Origin of the sequence: Natronolimnohabitans sp. A-GB9, from assembly GCF_030848565.1 — an archaeon.
In the GTDB taxonomy this organism is placed as follows: Archaea; Halobacteriota; Halobacteria; order Halobacteriales; family Natrialbaceae; genus Natronolimnohabitans.
The window spans coordinates 193603-210042 of record NZ_JAVDDV010000004.1; the positions used below are offsets into that span (position 1 = coordinate 193603).

Here is a 16440-nt window from a genome sequence, read left to right on the forward strand (position 1 = left end):
TAACCAAAGTTCTCACTCACATTTTCATGAAGTACTTCAGAATACTCATCATTGCAATCGTGGTCGTATCCGTAGCCACAGCTGGTGGTATGACTGTTGCAGTCGCACAGGACGATCCACCGGGCCCACCGGCAAGTTTCTACGGTGAAGCCGTCGATGAAGATGGGAATGCTGCAGACAGTGATACGACAATCGTCGCTGTCGTTGAGGGAGAGGTTGAGGGACAGATTGCTGTCGAAACCGCAGGTGAGTACGGTGGCCCTGATACCTTCGACGAAAAACTCAGTCTTGACAGTGCTGCAGGTGACGAGGTATCGTTCCACGTCGAAGATGCATCCGGTCCGGAAGCTCTCGAGAGTCCGGTCGATCTAGACCCCGGACTGAGTGAACAAGACCTCACGTTCCCAGCCGAGACGTTCGGCGACAGCCCGGACGACCCGGACAACGGCCATGATGGAGGCGATAGTGACAACGGTGATGACGCAGATGTAGGCTCTGGGACCGTCGAGTTCCTCATTGAAACAGACATCGATAACGATCATGCATGCACTCATGGGGAACACGACGAGCGCACACCGCTCGAAGCGGGCAATTCACCTGACGATGCACCTGTGGTTGTAAAAGATCACGTCATCTGGGAGGTTACCTACGAGGGTGACGAGGGATACATCCGGTTCGATAACAATGAGCACTCTAGTTACCCTGGCCTCGACTCGTGGGTTTTCTACCAGGCCGGTGCCGACTTGTCGCCCGCCGACGGAACCATTCTCGAAAGCGGTGACGTGGATGAGTGTCCGTCGCTTGATGGGTACATAGAAGTCGAGACGCCATCCGACGGGGTCTTCGATATAGAAGTTACCGAAGACGGTGATATCACAGGACCGGCCAACGACCGAGAAGACTACCAAGAGGACGAACAAGAAGAGGAAGAAAACGAAACGGATGACGAGGTAACCACCATTGAAGATGTCGCTTCGACGGTCGACGAGGCTGAACCAGATGGTGAGACGGAAATCGAGATCGATGAAGATGCTGCCGAGGCTGCCGAAAATATCACTGTCGATAGCGGTAATGAAACCGAGGGTGTCGAAGAGATTGTACTCGAAGGTGACGTAGAGTCAGTGAGCATCGAGGAGTTCACCGAGAATGACGAGGTCATCGAAACCACAGCGGAGTCAATCAAACAGGACATCATCGACGATCTCGAAGAGGATGTCGTTGATAATGGTACCACAGACACCGACACGCCTGAGGTAACTGTCAGCACCGTTGCCCGAATCACCATCGGGGACGATGATGGGGAAGACACACCTGCAGCCGTCACCATGAGTGTCGCTGCTGACGATATTAACGAGTCCGAGCAAACGAGCATCTTCCACCAAGCTGATGACGGTTGGGAAGAGCTTTCAACTGAGGTTGAAGAAGAAACTGACGAGGAGGTTATTTTCAGCGGCAAAACCAGTGGCTTCTCACTGTTTGCCGTCGCCGAGATCGAGGACGAACATCGAGCAGACACAGAATCGGACCCAGACACTGAATCGGACCCAGATTCTGAACGGGACTCCCAACCCGAGTCTGAGCCTGAACCCGAAGAGGAAGAAGACGTTGAATCTGTCGATGAATCGGATGACTCGATATCAGGATTTGGTATGATGACTGCAGTTGGTGCGCTCCTTGTAGCGATTATCGCCCGCCATGGCTGGCGTTCGGCAGATCTGGAGTAGAAAAAATTCGATTACGAGTGGGTCGTCGACGGCGGCGAACTGACCGGCGAACGAGTCGACGTCGTCGTCGACGACTCCGGGGAGATCGATGTCGAGCTAACCGTCGAGAACGAGGTTGGAGAGACGGAGACGACACGCGAGTCGATCACCGTCGTCGAACCCTCCGACGCGACGTTCGAGGTGACCGACCTCGACGTGCCGTCGGAAGCGTCCCCGGCGTCGTCTCTCGACGTGGCGGCAACGATCACGAACACCGGGACGGATGACGGAACGACGACGGTCACGTACGAGTTTGCCGGTGAGGTCGAGGAGGAGACGATCGATCTCGATGCCGGTACATCTCGGACGATCGAGTTCGATACGTCCGTGCCCGACGATGAAGGCGAGTACCAGCACACGGTTTCCACACCTGACGACAGTGAGTCAGTGACGATCACGGTCGACGAAGCCGACGCGGGAGACGAAACGGAGCGAAGCGATGACGAAGCCGACGCGGGAGCAGACTCGGACGATTCCATCCCTGGGTTCGGTGTCGTAGCGACACTCGGTGCTGTCGGCGTCATCGTCGGGGTGACGTATCTCCGACGGCAGCACTCGCACACTATCCACATCGAGTAGCGAACCGTCGTACGGTGTGGAAACTGTCGAGTTCGGTCATCGCTGCTTGCGTCCGCGCTGCTGACCGATACCGCTTCGATTCTCACTTCGGTTCTGTGCGGCAATCTCCTGGCGACAGATGCTGTTCGTCGCCGAAGCTACGATTCGCCGACCTCGAGTGTAATCAGTCCATCCTCGGGTTCGACCTCGACGTACTCATCGAGCGGTTCACAGTCGTCACCGACGTCGTCTCGCTCGAGTTCGGAGCCATCGCTGACGACTGCCGTGCCATCTGCCGTATAGAACACGAACGGGCCATCGTACCAGTGTTCGTCGGCGTCGAAGCGCACGTAGCCGTGGTCCCCTTCGTACGTCACCTCCCAGATGACGTGGGTCTCCTCGACCGTCGGCGCCTCGTCGCTCGTCTCACCGGCGGTCAGTGGCTCCCGGTCGTCGAATTTCGCGTGGCCGCAGGCGTGTTCGTGGTCGATCTCCTCCTCGGCGAGTAACTCGAGGGTCGCCGTGTCCGATTCCGAGCCGTTTCCGTCGTCGTCGTCGCTCGACTCCGAGGTATCGGTTTCGTCTGTCTCCTCCGCCGGAGCGTCATCGTCTCCGGTACAGCCAGCGATAGTAGCCATTGCAATGGCGGTAGCACTCGCCTTGAGCGCTTTCCGTCGGGAGAGTCGCGTATCTGTCATACGACTACTACACTCCGACTTATTGTTTAAGAGTATTATGGTAAGGCGCAGTATTAATAACCGGGCGGGCCTGCTATCGCTACTACACGGAGTTTGGGTGACAGAATAGCTGAACGGAGAAGACGTCGCTGTTCACCGTCGTTCTCATCGGTCACTGTTATCCGGTGAGGAAGCCACCGGGTGGAATACGCGTCGCGGGACCGTCGTCTTCGTCGGTCGACTGATCGACACCGAACTCGGGGGAGTGTCGGATCGTTCGTCGGGCTTTCGCGAGTCGCTTCGTTCCTGCCGTGACGGTAGCGAGGATTTTACTCATACATGAGTAAGCAATATCCGAGTGTACATAAGTATTTTCGAGATGAAAGATTGTGTCGTTCAGCCGATGACGGATGCAGACCGCGGCAGCTGACGAATGCGTGCTTCAAACCATATAACGTCAGAAAACGGCTGATTATTCGATACAGTTCTACGGGTCTCGAGGCCGACTCACAAATATCTGAAATCGTATATTTGGTGGCTGGTTGCATCCGGAGCCGCCGCCACGAGTTGTTGCACTCGTCTCGGGAAGTATCGCCTTGTCTGGTGAGGAGACCCTCAACGGTGGAGGTGACACGCCGCGAAGTGTGTCTCCGAGCCGTACTCCGATTCGAGGTCGTAGGCCGGTCGTTTTCGGGCACAGATGCTCCGTTCGGCGAAGGACTCGAGTAGCAGTTCGGCCGCGTCGTTCCAGTCGTCTTCGGTGACCGTCCCATCGCCCTCGCCGTCCCGATCACGATCGGTCGCGAGGAGATCGATCGCCTCGTCGACGATCTCACCCGCCTCTCCCCGCGGTAACTCGCCGTCGAAGAACTTCCGTCGGAGTTCGGCGGCCGACGTCGCCTCGAACGTTCGCCGTTTGACCGCTCGCATGAACGCACGGGTGTGGGCCCACTCCTCGTCGGAGACGTCGTACTCCTCGGGAGCGATCAGCCGCGGACAGCGTGTCCGGAATCGACAGCCAGAGGGTGGATCCTGCGGACTCGGCACTTCACCCTCGAGGACGCCGCGGGCACCCGACTCCCGCGGATCGGGGACAGGGATCGACTCGAGCAGCGCCTTCGTGTAGGGATGTTGGGGGTTCTCGAACAGTTCCTCTTTCGCTGCGAGTTCGACGATATGGCCGAGATACATGACCGCGACCCGATCCGAAATGTGGCGGATCACGGAGAGGTCGTGGGCGATAAAGAGGTAGGTGAGGCCGAACTCGTCCTGGAGTTCCTCCATCGTGTTCATCACCTGGGCCTGAATGGAGACGTCAAGTGCGGAGACAGGTTCGTCACAGACCACGAAGTCGGGGTCGACCGACAGCGCCCGTGCGAGGTTGATCCGCTGGCGCTGACCACCGGAGAAGGCATGCGGATAGCGGTTGTAGTGACGCGGATCGAGTCCGACCTTCTCGAGTAACTCCTTGGCTCGCGCCTCCCGGCCCTCGTCGTCGAACATGTCGTGTGCTTGCATCGGTTCCTCGATGATTCGGCCGACCTTCATCCGGGGGTCAAGCGACGACTGGGGGTCCTGGAAGATCATCTGGATCTCCGAGCGCTTCTGGCGGAGTTGTTCGCCGCTCAGTTCGGCCAGATCCTCGCCTTTGAACCGGATCGTGCCGTCGGTCGGATCGAGCAACCGGAGGATCGTCCGTCCGAGCGTGCTCTTGCCACAGCCCGACTCGCCGACCAGTCCCAGTGTCTCGCCTTTTTTGATCTCGAAGGAGACGTCGTCGACGGCCTCGACCTGATCGATGCCGACGCTCACCGGCGGGAACTGATCGGGCTCGAAGTTGAGGCCCGCGAACAGTCCCGAGTCGGCCGCGAAGTACTTCGTCAGTCCCTCGATCTCGAGGAGGGTCTCACCGTGGGAACTGTCGCTTTCTCCGAAGCCGATGGGGTCGTCCGGCGTGCTCATCGCTCCGACTCACCTCCGTCGGTCGACGCCTGATCCTCCTCGAGGGGCGAGTCGGAATCGACGTTCGCTTCGGTACCCGTCTCACCGACGCCCGTCTCGGCCTCGTCGCCTGCCTCGAGCGGAACGCTCTCGTCGTAGCCGACGTCGAAGACGTCGTGTTTCACGCAGGCCGCCCGGTGAGGGTAGCCGTCTGCGCGGTCGACCTCGAGGGGTTCCGGATGGACGCGAGTACAGACTTCGCGTGCGTCCGGACACCGCGGGTGGAACCGGCAGCCGGAGGGTGGATTGATCGCTTCCGGCATCACCCCCTCGATGGGATCGAGTTCCTCGACGGTCCGGTCGGGGCGGGGCATCGAGTCGAGTAGGGCGTTCGTGTACGGATGGTTCGTCTCGTAGAACAGTTCATCGACCGGTGCCTGTTCGACGATCTCGCCGAGATACATCACGTTCACGCGGTCACAGATCTCGGCGACGACGCCCATGTCGTGGGTGACCCAGATGAAACTCGTGTCGTACCGGTCCTGGAGGTCGTCGACGAGATCCAAGATCTGGCCCTCGACGGTGACGTCTAAGGCCGTCGTCGGCTCGTCGGCGATGATCAGGTTCGGCTCGCAGGCCAGCGCCATCGCGATGAGCACCCGCTGGCGCATCCCGCCGGAGAACTGGTGGGGGTACTCCTCGTAGCGCTCTTTAGGGTCCGGAATGCCGACCTCCCGGAGCATGTCGATCGCTTGTGCTTTCGCCTCGTCGCTCGGGAGGTCACGGTTGAGTTCGATGAACTCCCGGAGCTGGCCGCCGACGGTGAACACGGGGTTGAGCGTCTCCATCGGATCCTGGAAGATCACGGCGATCTCCCGGCCGCGGATCCGCTCGCGCATCTCCGATTCCGAGAGCATCTCTTCGCGTTCTCGTAACTCGCCGTCGGGACCTTCCTCGAGGCCGAAGATCGTCTCACCCCTGTAGCTGATCTCGCCGCCGACGATCTCGCCGGGGTCGTCGACGAGTCGCAACAGGCTCATCGAGGCGACCGATTTGCCGGCGCCGGATTCACCGACGAGGCCGACGATCTCGCCCTCGTGGACGTCGAAGGAGATCCCGTCGACGGCGCGGACGGTGCCGCTTTCGGTGAAAAACTGTGTCTTCAGGTTCTCGACGCGGAGGAGTGGTTCGGAGCTCATGTGTCAGTTTTTGATGCGTGGATCGAGCGCGTCCTGGAGCCCGTCGCCGAACAGGTTAAAGCCCATAATGGTCACGAGGATCGCCAGGCCAGGCCAGATAGACAGCCAGATGTTCGAGTGCATGTACCGTCCGTGGGCGATCCGGAGCATCTCGCCCCAGTCCGGCGTCGGCGGCTGGGCGCCGTAGCCGAGAAAGGAGAGGCCGGCGACGATCAGGATCGTCACGCCGATCTGTAGCGTTGCGTACACCAGCACGGGTGCGAAACTGTTCGGGATGACGTGTCTGCGGATGATGTTGCGGTCTTTCACGCCGGCGGCGCGGGCGGCCTCGATGTAGTCCATCTCCCGGACCGACAACACCCGGCTGCGGATGATGCGGGCGAAGACGGGGATGAACGTGATCCCGACGCCGATGACGGCGTATCGGATGTCCGGGCTCCCATCGCTGACGAAGACGATGAAGACGATGATGAGCACGAGCGGGGGGATCGCGTACAGGGTCTCGACGGCCCGCATCAGGACGTCGTCGACCCAGCCGCCGTAGTAGCCGGAGATGGCGCCGACGATCGTCCCGCCGATCAGCCCGATCGCCGTCGCGACGAGGCCGACGCTAACCGACACCTGCGAGCCGTAGACGATCCGGGTGAAGTAGTCACGTCCCTGTGGATCGGTCCCGAGTGGATGGGAAAGCGTTCCGCCGTCGACGAACGCGGGTGGGACGTTTCGCTGGGCCTCACCCGACTCGGGGAGGGCCGTCGGATGCTCGAAAAACGGCAGCGCCTGTGCGGCCCGATAATCCGACAGCGCGCCGAACGTGAGCCGTGAGAGGTTGCTGTCGACTGCCGCGAACGCCGCGATAACGAGGACGATCGCGACGATGTAGAAGCCGATTCTGGCTGTCGCATCCCGCTTGACCTTTGCTAACGTGTACCGCCACCCGACGCGGGCCTCGACGTCCTCGTCGTCCGTCGTTGCCTCCGGCGCGCCCGGTTCCTGTTCCTCGAGTTGTGATTCGGTCGTCGCCATTCAGGGTTCACCTCCGAGCATCGTCACTCACGCTCCCCGTAGGTCACTCGTGGATCGATGTACGCGTAGGAGATGTCGGTGATGACGACGCCGATCACGAAGATGGCGCCGAGCACCATCGTAATCCCCATGATCAGTTGGTAGTCGAGTTGCTGGATCGCCTCGATGAACAGCCGTCCCATCCCGTTGATGGCGAAGACAGTCTCGATCAGGACGGCACCGCCAAGCGCCGTCGACAGGTTGAGTCCGATGATCGTGATGATCGGCAGCTGTGCCGAGCGGAACGCGTGTTTTCGAAGGATCGTCCGCTCGGGAACGCCGTACGCGCGGGCGAGTTTGACGTACTCTTGCTGGAGCGAGTCGATCATCTGGGTCCGTTCGACCCGCATCAACGTCGCCATCTGGAGCGTTCCCAGCGCGATCATCGGCAACAGCAGGTGTTCGATCGTCGCTGCCCACAGCTGGAGGTGGTTGTCGTAACCCGCGGCTTCTGGGGGTTGCCAGGGGTAGACGAGTCCTGCCGAGGGAAGCCACCCTAACTGGACCGCGAAGATGATGATGAGCATGATCCCGATCCAGAACGACGGCGTGCTGACGCCGACCAGCGCGACGATCCGCGAGACGTGGTCGGTCGGCTTGTTCCGTCGCTTCGCCGCGATAATCCCGAGCGGGATCGCGGTCACGATCGCGAAGACGTACGCCGACACGACGAGCAACAGCGTCGGCCCGGCTCGCTCCACCATGAGATCCGAGACCGGTCGATCGCGGTGGATACTGTAGCCGAGGTCGCCCTGGACGAGCCCGGTCATGTAGTTCCAGTATCTGACGTGCAACGGCTGGTCGAGCCCGTAGCGTTGTTCGATCGCCCTGACGAGTTCCTCGTCGACCTGCTGGCCCTGTAACATCAGCCGAACCGGATCGCCCGGTGCCAGGTTCGCCAGCACGAACGTGATGATAGAGATCCCGATCAGGACGGGGATCGCTTGCAACAGCCGGTAGATCGTGTACTTGAGCAGTCCCATGTCGTTCACTTCGGTCGTGGTCGTTGCGTCGACTCGCGCACCCTCTGCGATCGGTTCGTCCCGCCTCGCCGTCGCTCGAGGTGCGACGGCGTCGCTCGAGGCGTGCCGTTACCGTCACTCCTCGAGACTGACGTTGTTCGCCTCGGAGACGAGTTCGGGGTTGTACGACACGTTCGGGTGGGGCTGGACGTCCTGGACGTACTCCTGGGTCGCGATCGTGTTGTGCTCGGAGTAGGCCGGCATCACCGGCATCTCCTCGATGATCTCGTTGATGACTTCGGTGTAACGTTCGCGCCGATCGTCCTGATCGGCCGTCTCCCGTGCTTCGAGGATGTTGTCGTGGAAGTCGTCGCTCCCCTCGTAGAAGTGACCCTGCGTGACTCCGGCGTTTTCCTCGTGGAAGAGGTTGTAGAAGTACACGTCGGGGTCGGGACCGCCGGTCCAGCCGAGGATGTACATCTCGTAGTCGTCCGCATCTCCCGAGATGTAGGTGTCGGTCAGCGTTGCGAAGTCGAGACTCTGGACCTCGGCGTCGTAGCCGAGTTCGTCCAGCCGCGAGACGATCAGCTCGCCCAGCGCGATACGGACGTCGTCCGGCGGAACGATGATCGTGGGGTTCCAGTCGTCCGGATCGTCCAATCCGGACTCGAGCAGCGACTGGGCCTCGTCGGGGTCGTAGCCCGGTGGCTCCTCCTCGATCGAGAAGTCCCAGCCGAGATCGTCGACGATCGGCGGGATCGGCGTCTCCATCGGCGTCGCACTCTCGCCGAGGTTCGCATCGACGAACTCGGACATCGAGAACGCGTGTGCGATCCCTCGACGGACGTCGGGATCTGTCGTCTCGCCTTCGTTGCAGTTGAACGCGACGTACTGGTAGGAAGGACTCTCGGTCCGGTGGACGTCGATCCCCTCCTCGCCTTCGAGTTGGTCCCAGTCCTCCGGCGGAACCGTCGCGATCGCGTCGGTGTCGCCCGCGAGGATCTGAGAGACCCGGCCCGCGTCGTCCTCGGCGGCCTCGAACCGGATCGACTCGAGTTCGGGCTGGGGATTGTCCCAGTAGTCGTCCCAGGCCTCGAGTTCGACGAACTCGTCGGAGGCCCAGTCCTCGAACGTGAAGGGGCCGGAGCCGACGGGATCCGTATTGTATGCGTCCGGATCGTCGGTTCGGACGTCCGCGTTGACGACGTACGTCGCCACCGTCAGCGTCGGGAACGCGCCGTAGGGATGTTCGAGGTCGATCTGAACCGTGTGTTCGTCGACGGGCTCGGTGCCGTCGACGTCGATGAAGTCGTACTCCGGGCGGTTGTCGGTGTCCTCTTCGATGGGCGCGGTAAACGAGTGAACGACGTCCTCGGCGGTGACGGGATCGCCGTTGTGAAACTCCGCGTCCTCGACGAGTTCGATGATGTACCGTTCCCCGTCGCGTTCCTCCTCCGGTTCGCCGGCCGCGAGCTTGGGTTGTACCTCGAGGTCGTAGTCGTACTCGTAGAGGCCGTCGAACACCTGGTGGATGACCTGTGCGCTGTAGGCGTCGTTGGAGATGACGGGGTCGAAGTCCCCTTCGGGATTTACCTCCTGGGTATACAGGAGTCCCTCACCCGTCCCTTCTTCCCCACCGATACAGCCGGCCACCACCGCTGTACTTACCGCTGCACCTGACGCGAGAAGCTGCCGCCGCGTGGCGGTGAGCTGATCATGTACCATTCTACTATACAATGACTGTCGTGCTATATTAGTGTTATCACGGTACAATATGCCAAGAGTGGCTTACCGTGACCATAACTGGACGGTCGTTCCGTTCACTCTCTCGTTTCCACTTATAATATATGAAATAAAGAATGAGTGCGGTCGCACGATCGAGCTCGGCGACGGGAACCACTGCACGCTCGATCGTGCGACGGCGCCGATCGCCGAGACGGCAGGAGACCGGTGGCATTTTTGGTGTGGCGACAGTGGTGGTGCGTATGAACTATCGGGCGGTCGAGACCGAATCGGAGTACGTCGCCCGCCTCGAGACCGGCGCCGACTGGCGGGCCGAGATCGAGTCGCTTGCAAGCGAGGTCGAGGCGGACGCGGCCTGGTTTACCGCCCTCGGCGCGGTCCAGGACGCCGAACTCTGGTTTTACGATCAGACGGAGTGTGAGTACTATCCGATCGAGTTCGACGAGCCACTCGAGGTCGCCAGTTGCGTTGGCAACGTCTCGTGGCTCGACGTCTCCGAGTCAGATACCGAGAACAGTGAGACTGAGTACGAACGGTTTGCACACACTCACGCAGTCCTCTCCGACGACGAGGGAACGACCTACGCCGGCCACTTGAACGAGGCGACGGTGTGGGCGGGCGAACTCTACATGCGCGTCTTCGAAGACGGGCTGGAGCGCGAGTACGACGACACCACCGAACTCGACCTCTGGCTCTGACATGCGCGAGGAAGACGAACACTATTTCCAGCGCCTCGAGTCCCAGTTAGACGAGGCCTTCGACGTCGCCGAACGGGCCAAAGAGCGCGGTGGTGACCCCGAACCCGAAGTCGAGATCCCGACCGCACGCGACATGGCCGACCGCGTCGAGAACATCCTCGGGATCGACGGCGTCGCCGAGCGCGTTCGCGAACTCGAGGGCGAGATGAGCCGCGAAGAGGCCGCACTGGAACTCGCGGAGGATTTCGCGGAGGGACGGGTCGGCGACTACGAGACGAAAGCCGGCAAGGTCGAGGGCGCGGTCCGCACTGCGGTCGCCCTCCTGACCGAGGGGGTCGTCGCCGCACCGATCGAAGGGATCGACAAGGTCGAAATTCTCGAGAACGACGACGGCTCCGAGTTCGTCAACGTCTACTACGCGGGGCCGATCCGCTCTGCCGGTGGGACCGCACAGGCGCTGTCGGTGCTCGTCGCCGACTACACACGCGCACTGGTGGGCCTCGATCAGTACAGGGCCCGCGACGATGAGATCGAACGCTACGCCGAGGAGATCGACCTCTACGACAAGGAGACCGGTCTCCAGTATACGCCCAAGGGGAAGGAGACGAAGTTCATCGCCGAGCACATGCCGATCATGTTAGACGGCGAGGCCACCGGCGACGAGGAGGTCTCGGGCTTTCGTGACCTAGAGCGCGTCGACACCAACAGCGCCCGTGGTGGGATGTGTCTCGTCCTCGCAGAGGGGATCGCGCTCAAGGCTCCGAAGATCCAGCGCTACACCCGAAACTTAGACGAGATCGACTGGCCGTGGCTGCAGGATCTCATCGACGGCAACTACGGCGACGGTGACGACGCGGGCGACGAGACGGAAGCCGAAGCTGACACCGACGCCGACGAAGACGAGGCCGAATCCGAAGCTGACCCCGATGATGCCGACGACGAAGACGAATCGGTCGGCCCGCCACGGGTCGACGAATCGACGAAGTTCCTCCGGGACCTGATCGCCGGCCGACCGGTCTTTTCCCATCCCTGTGCGAGAGGCGGGTTTCGACTCCGGTATGGCCGCGCTCGCAACCACGGCTTTGCGACTGCCGGCGTCCATCCCGCTGCGATGCACCTGGTCGACGACTTCCTCGCGACGGGAACCCAGATCAAGACCGAACGCCCCGGCAAGGCCGCCGGCGTCGTCCCCGTCGACTCCATCGAGGGCCCGACCGTCAAACTGGCAAACGGCGACGTCCGTCGGATCGACGACCCCGAGGAGGCCAAAGAGATCAGAAACGGCGTCGAGAAGATCCTCGATCTCGGCGAGTACCTGGTCAACTACGGCGAGTTCGTCGAGAACAACCACCCGCTTGCTCCTGCCTCCTACACCTACGAGTGGTGGATCCAGGACCTCGAGGCCGCCGGTGTAGACGTCCAGGCACTCGAAGACGATCCCCGGATCGACCTCGAGTTCCCCGATCCCGAGACGGCCCTCGAGTGGGCGACCGAATACGACGCGCCGCTTCACCCCGAGTACACCTACCTCTGGCACGACCTGTCGGTTGAGGCCTTCTGTGAGCTGGCCGATGCGGTCGCCGACGGCCGGATCGAAGGCGCCGACGACAGCGCCGACGACGCTGACGACACACTCGTCCTCGAGTACGCCGACTCCGTCGGCGAAGCCCTCGAGACGATCGTCATCGAACACCGACAGCGGCCCGACGAGAACCGGATCGAACTCGACGACTGGCGGCCGTTCGCCCGGACGGTCGGCTGTGAGCCACGACAGGCCGTCGCCGACGGCGCCACACTCGAACCCGACGATCGAGCACGAGACCAGGACCAGGAGCCGGCGATCGAACTCGAGCGCACCTGGACCGACGACGACCTCTCGGAACGCGCCCGCAACTGGGGCCACGAAGACGACGGCGACAACGCGATCGAGGCGGTCAACGAGGTCGCCCCCTTCGAGGTCCGCGAACGCGCTCCGACGCGAATCGGCAACCGGATGGGTCGGCCCGAAAAGTCGGAGCGGCGTGATCTGAGCCCGCCCGTCCACACGCTGTTCCCGATCGGCGAGGCCGGCGGCGCCCAGCGAAACGTCGCCGACGCGGCCAAACACGCCGAGACGATGCGGGATACCCCCGGTATCGTCGAACTCGAGGTCGGCCGCCAGCGGTGTCCAAGCTGTGACACGGAGACGTTCAAGAACCGCTGTCCCGACTGCAACACACGCACCGAACCCGACTACCGGTGTCCCGACTGTGACCAGGCGCTCGAGCCCGACGAGGCCGGTCGCGTCGAATGTGACCGCTGTGAGGTCGAAGGAAGCTGTGTCGAACACCGCGAGATCGACATCAACGAGGAGTACCGATCGGCGCTCGACTCGGTCGGCGAACGCGAAAACGCCTTCGACATCCTGAAAGGCGTCAAGGGGCTGTCCTCGACGAACAAGATCCCCGAACCGATCGAGAAAGGCATTCTGCGGGCCAAACACGACGTCTCGGCGTTCAAAGACGGGACCGTCCGCTACGACATGACCGACCTCCCCGTCACGTCGGTCCGGGCCAGCGAACTCGACGTCGACGTCGGCCAACTACAGGCGCTTGGCTACGAGACTGACATCCACGGCGAGCCCCTGACCCACGAGGACCAGCTCGTGGAACTGAACGTGCAGGACATCGTCCTCTCCGACGGTGCGGCCGAGCACATGATGCAGACGGCCGCCTTCATCGACGACCTCCTCGAGCAATATTACGGCCTCGAGCCGTTTTACGAACTCGAGGATCGCCAGGATCTGGTCGGTGAACTGGTGTTCGGGATGGCGCCGCACACGTCTGCCGCAACTGTCGGAAGAGTGATTGGTTTTACGAGCGCGGCTGTCGGATACGCGCACCCGTACTTTCACGCGGCAAAGCGGCGGAACTGCTTTCACCCGGAAACCACGATTCGGTACGTAGACGAGTCTGGAACTGAACGCGAAGCGTCCATCGAGACGTTCGTCGAGTCACGACTGGCGGATCCGCGTGAAGACGACTTCGGGACGTTGATTCAGGACCTCGACGGATCCGTCGCCGTTCCGTCGATCGACGACGACGGACGCCACGTAACCCGATCGGTCGAGGCCGTTTCGAAACATCCCGCACCCGACCATCTGATCCGCGTCGAAACCCGTGGCGGTCGGTCGCTGACAGTCACACCTGACCACACGATGGTCGTCTGGAACGACGGTCTCGAGCGGGTCGCCGCAAGCGAACTCGAGGCCGGCGACGGGATTCCGACCCCAGCGGATGCTGACTCGACGAACGGAGCGAACTCGAATGCACGAGCAGCGGGTATCACAGACGGTGGCCGTCCGGAGGTTGATATAGTAGAACGAGCCGAAATCGTCCCATCCGATGTCGAATACACGTACTGTCTCACGGTTTCGGACACGAACACGCTCGTCGCAAACGGACTACATACGGCGCAATGTGACGGGGACGAGGATTGCGTGATGTTGCTCATGGACGGCCTCTTGAACTTCTCGCGGTCGTACCTCCCCGACAAGCGCGGTGGCAGCGTCGCCGAAGATTCCCGGCTGATCGCGTTCGATCCCGACGGGAACCTTCGGTTCGTGACCTTCGACGAGTTCTGGGACGAACTCGAGGTCCCAATCGAGATCGACGGCAAGTTCCAGAAGAAGACCGCCGCGCTCGAGGGATGGACGACGTATGCGTTCGACGACGACCACGAGGCGTCACCGAAGCCGATCGAGAAGGCGATCCGGTACGAGGCCGACGACGGCGAAGAGCTACTGCGAATCTCCACGCAGTTCGGTCGCGAACTCGAGATCACGACCGATCACAGCCTCTTCCGATACGACGACGGGATCGAGGAGGTTGCTGGGTCTGACCTCGAGGAAGGTGACCTCGTCGTTGCACCGCAAAACCTCGACGTTGAACCGGTCGAGACGACGATCGACGCGCTCGAGTGCGTCGAAGAGCCGTACGTGTTGCTCGACGACGAGCACGAGGAGTGGCTAACCGAAGTCTGGAACGAGGCAGAACGCGGCGGTGATACGCGCGTTGCTTTCGACGGTGGCCTCTCGTATCGACTCTCGAAGAAGAAGGTCCGTCGAGAAACACTCGACGAAATCGAAACCGAACAGGGTGACGTTGATCTCCCTGACGACTGTTCGATCGGCTGGAAAGGGTCCTCGGACTGTATCGATCGACACATCGACGTCGACGAGGACTTCGCGTGGCTGATCGGGATGTTCGTCGCTGAAGGGACACTTTCGGGAACCCGACCGGCAATTCACAATGCCGACGAGGACCTCGTCGATCGCGTCGTCGAGACAACCGAGTCCGTACTCGGCTGTGAGCCGAGCGTTCGCTGGTCCAACAAGGCCTACGAGGTCGCGTTCCCGGCCGTCTTCTTCGACGTGTTGCACGAACTCGGTTTCGAGGACTGCGACTCGTACGACTCGAGCGAAAAGATCGTTCCCGACTGTATCCTCCGATCCGAGCGTGACGTCGTCCTCGCGTTCCTTCGCGGGTTCATCGCCGGCGACGGCTCCGAATCCAGCGACGACAATTACACGTCGATCGGATTCCACACGACGAGCGAAGACGTCAAAGACGGGATCGTGTTCTGCTGTCACCGACTCGGACTCGTCGCGAACGTCTCGCGTCGTGAGCGAGATCCGTCGCGGCAACCGATCTATACGGTCTCCGTCTCCGGCGGTGCGTCCCGCAATCCGCTCAAGCAAATTCTCGACGGGGACGAACCGTACCTGCCGAAGAGTCTCGTCGTCTCCATTCCCGACGAACTGATGGAAATCCGTGAGATGGCGATCGAGGGAATCACGCAGCTAATCCCGAAGTATCTGAAGCGCCGCGACAACATCTCGCTCGAGAAACTCGAAGAGATCGTCGACGAACTCGAGGAGCGCGACCTGCCGGACGAAGCCGAGCCGAAACTCGAAGCGATCCGGCCACTGGTCGACGGCGACCTCTCGTATCTTCGGATCACAGACATTGAGCGGGTCGAGTACGACGGCTACCTCTATGACCTGCAAGTCGGCGGTGATCCGATCTTCACGGCGAACTGGCTTTACGCGCACAACTCGATGGACGCACCCCTGGTCATGTCCTCGAGAATCGACCCCTCCGAGATCGACGACGAGGCCCACAACATGGACATCGTCCAGCAGTACCCTCGGGACTTCTACCTCGCGACTCTCGAGCAGGCAGACCCCGAGGAGGTCGACATCCAGATCGGCGAGGATACGCTCGGCACCGACGGCGAGTACACCGGGTTCGAGCACACCCACGACACCACCGACATCGCGATGGGGCCCGACCTCTCGGCGTACAAGACGCTTGGCTCGATGATGGACAAGATGGACGCCCAACTGGAACTCTCGCGGAAACTCGAGGCCGTCGACGAGACCGACGTCGCCGAGCGGGTCATCGAGTATCACTTCCTGCCGGACCTGATCGGTAACCTGCGGGCCTTTTCTCGACAGGAGACGCGGTGTCTCGACTGCGGCGAGAAGTTCCGCCGGATGCCACTGACCGGAGACTGTCGGGAGTGTGGCGGCCGGGTCAATCTCACCGTCCACAAGGGCTCGGTCAACAAGTACATGCAGACCGCGATCCAGGTCGCCGAGGAGTACGACTGTCGGGACTACACGAAACAGCGGTTAGAGGTACTCGAGAAGTCACTCGAGAGTATTTTCGAGAACGACAAAAACAAACAGAGTGGGATCGAGGATTTCATGTAGGCCCGTTTGCTCCGTGGGTGCGACGTGAGTGGTCTGCATACGTTCTGTACGGTACCAGAACCAACTCGGACGCTCGTCG

11 protein-coding genes are annotated in these 16440 nt (G+C 61.5%); 4 read left to right on the top strand and 7 right to left on the bottom strand.

What is annotated here, in order from left to right; translation table 11 throughout:
• Positions 1–26: 26 nt before the first annotated feature.
• Positions 27–1724: a PGF-pre-PGF domain-containing protein gene (locus RBH26_RS07600; protein ID WP_306757596.1), complete on the top strand. Its 1698-nt coding sequence runs from the start codon at positions 27–29 to the stop codon at positions 1722–1724.
• 180 nt (positions 1725–1904) lie between these two features.
• A complete protein-coding gene (locus RBH26_RS07605; RefSeq protein WP_306757597.1) occupies positions 1905–2342 on the top strand; it encodes a CARDB domain-containing protein in 438 nt (145 codons plus the stop codon).
• A 137-nt stretch (positions 2343–2479) separates the two neighbouring features.
• Here the strand turns inward: RBH26_RS07605 and RBH26_RS07610 are convergent, their stop codons facing one another.
• The 7 genes from RBH26_RS07610 to RBH26_RS07640 all read right to left on the bottom strand — a co-directional run bounded on the left by RBH26_RS07610 (position 2480) and on the right by RBH26_RS07640 (position 9890).
• Positions 2480–3019: a hypothetical protein gene (locus RBH26_RS07610; RefSeq protein WP_306757598.1), complete on the bottom strand. Its 540-nt coding sequence runs from the start codon at positions 3017–3019 to the stop codon at positions 2480–2482.
• 157 nt (positions 3020–3176) lie between these two features.
• On the bottom strand, positions 3177–3335 hold the full coding sequence (locus RBH26_RS07615; RefSeq protein WP_306757599.1) for a hypothetical protein: 159 nt from the start codon (positions 3333–3335) through the stop codon (positions 3177–3179).
• 278 nt (positions 3336–3613) lie between these two features.
• Entirely contained in the window at positions 3614–4960 is a 1347-nt protein-coding gene (locus RBH26_RS07620; RefSeq protein WP_306757600.1) for an oligopeptide/dipeptide ABC transporter ATP-binding protein, read from the bottom strand.
• On the bottom strand, positions 4957–6138 hold the full coding sequence (locus RBH26_RS07625) for an ABC transporter ATP-binding protein (RefSeq protein WP_306757601.1): 1182 nt from the start codon (positions 6136–6138) through the stop codon (positions 4957–4959). The genes RBH26_RS07620 and RBH26_RS07625 overlap by 4 nt, the downstream gene beginning before the upstream one ends.
• Positions 6139–6141: 3 nt before the next feature.
• Complete coding sequence (locus RBH26_RS07630) at positions 6142–7164, bottom strand: ABC transporter permease (protein ID WP_306757602.1); 1023 nt, start codon at positions 7162–7164, stop codon at positions 6142–6144.
• A 23-nt stretch (positions 7165–7187) separates the two neighbouring features.
• Positions 7188–8186, bottom strand: coding sequence for an ABC transporter permease (locus RBH26_RS07635; protein ID WP_306757603.1), 999 nt, complete (start codon positions 8184–8186; stop codon positions 7188–7190).
• 114 nt (positions 8187–8300) lie between these two features.
• On the bottom strand, positions 8301–9890 hold the full coding sequence (locus RBH26_RS07640) for an ABC transporter substrate-binding protein (protein ID WP_306757604.1): 1590 nt from the start codon (positions 9888–9890) through the stop codon (positions 8301–8303).
• A 260-nt stretch (positions 9891–10150) separates the two neighbouring features.
• Here RBH26_RS07640 and RBH26_RS07645 point away from each other — a divergent pair, with 260 nt between their 5' ends.
• Positions 10151–10606, top strand: a complete 456-nt coding sequence (locus RBH26_RS07645; RefSeq protein ID WP_306757605.1) for a PPC domain-containing DNA-binding protein — start codon at positions 10151–10153, stop codon at positions 10604–10606.
• Between the two features lies 1 nt (position 10607).
• Positions 10608–16361, top strand: coding sequence for a DNA-directed DNA polymerase II large subunit (locus RBH26_RS07650; protein WP_306757606.1), 5754 nt, complete (start codon positions 10608–10610; stop codon positions 16359–16361).
• Positions 16362–16440: the final 79 nt, after the last annotated feature.

Excerpts from the sequence above, each read along its gene's own strand:
- RBH26_RS07600 (WP_306757596.1), top strand. The coding sequence starts at position 27 with ATGAAGTACTTCAGAATACTCATCATTGCAATCGTGGTCGTATCCGTA.
- RBH26_RS07610 (WP_306757598.1), bottom strand. The coding sequence starts at position 3,019 with ATGACAGATACGCGACTCTCCCGACGGAAAGCGCTCAAGGCGAGTGCT.
- RBH26_RS07615 (WP_306757599.1), bottom strand. The coding sequence starts at position 3,335 with ATGAGTAAAATCCTCGCTACCGTCACGGCAGGAACGAAGCGACTCGCG.
- RBH26_RS07620 (WP_306757600.1), bottom strand. The coding sequence starts at position 4,960 with ATGAGCACGCCGGACGACCCCATCGGCTTCGGAGAAAGCGACAGTTCC.
- RBH26_RS07625 (WP_306757601.1), bottom strand. The coding sequence starts at position 6,138 with ATGAGCTCCGAACCACTCCTCCGCGTCGAGAACCTGAAGACACAGTTT.
- RBH26_RS07630 (WP_306757602.1), bottom strand. The coding sequence starts at position 7,164 with ATGGCGACGACCGAATCACAACTCGAGGAACAGGAACCGGGCGCGCCG.
- RBH26_RS07635 (WP_306757603.1), bottom strand. The coding sequence starts at position 8,186 with ATGGGACTGCTCAAGTACACGATCTACCGGCTGTTGCAAGCGATCCCC.
- RBH26_RS07640 (WP_306757604.1), bottom strand. The coding sequence starts at position 9,890 with ATGGTACATGATCAGCTCACCGCCACGCGGCGGCAGCTTCTCGCGTCA.
- RBH26_RS07645 (WP_306757605.1), top strand. The coding sequence starts at position 10,151 with ATGAACTATCGGGCGGTCGAGACCGAATCGGAGTACGTCGCCCGCCTC.
- RBH26_RS07650 (WP_306757606.1), top strand. The coding sequence starts at position 10,608 with ATGCGCGAGGAAGACGAACACTATTTCCAGCGCCTCGAGTCCCAGTTA.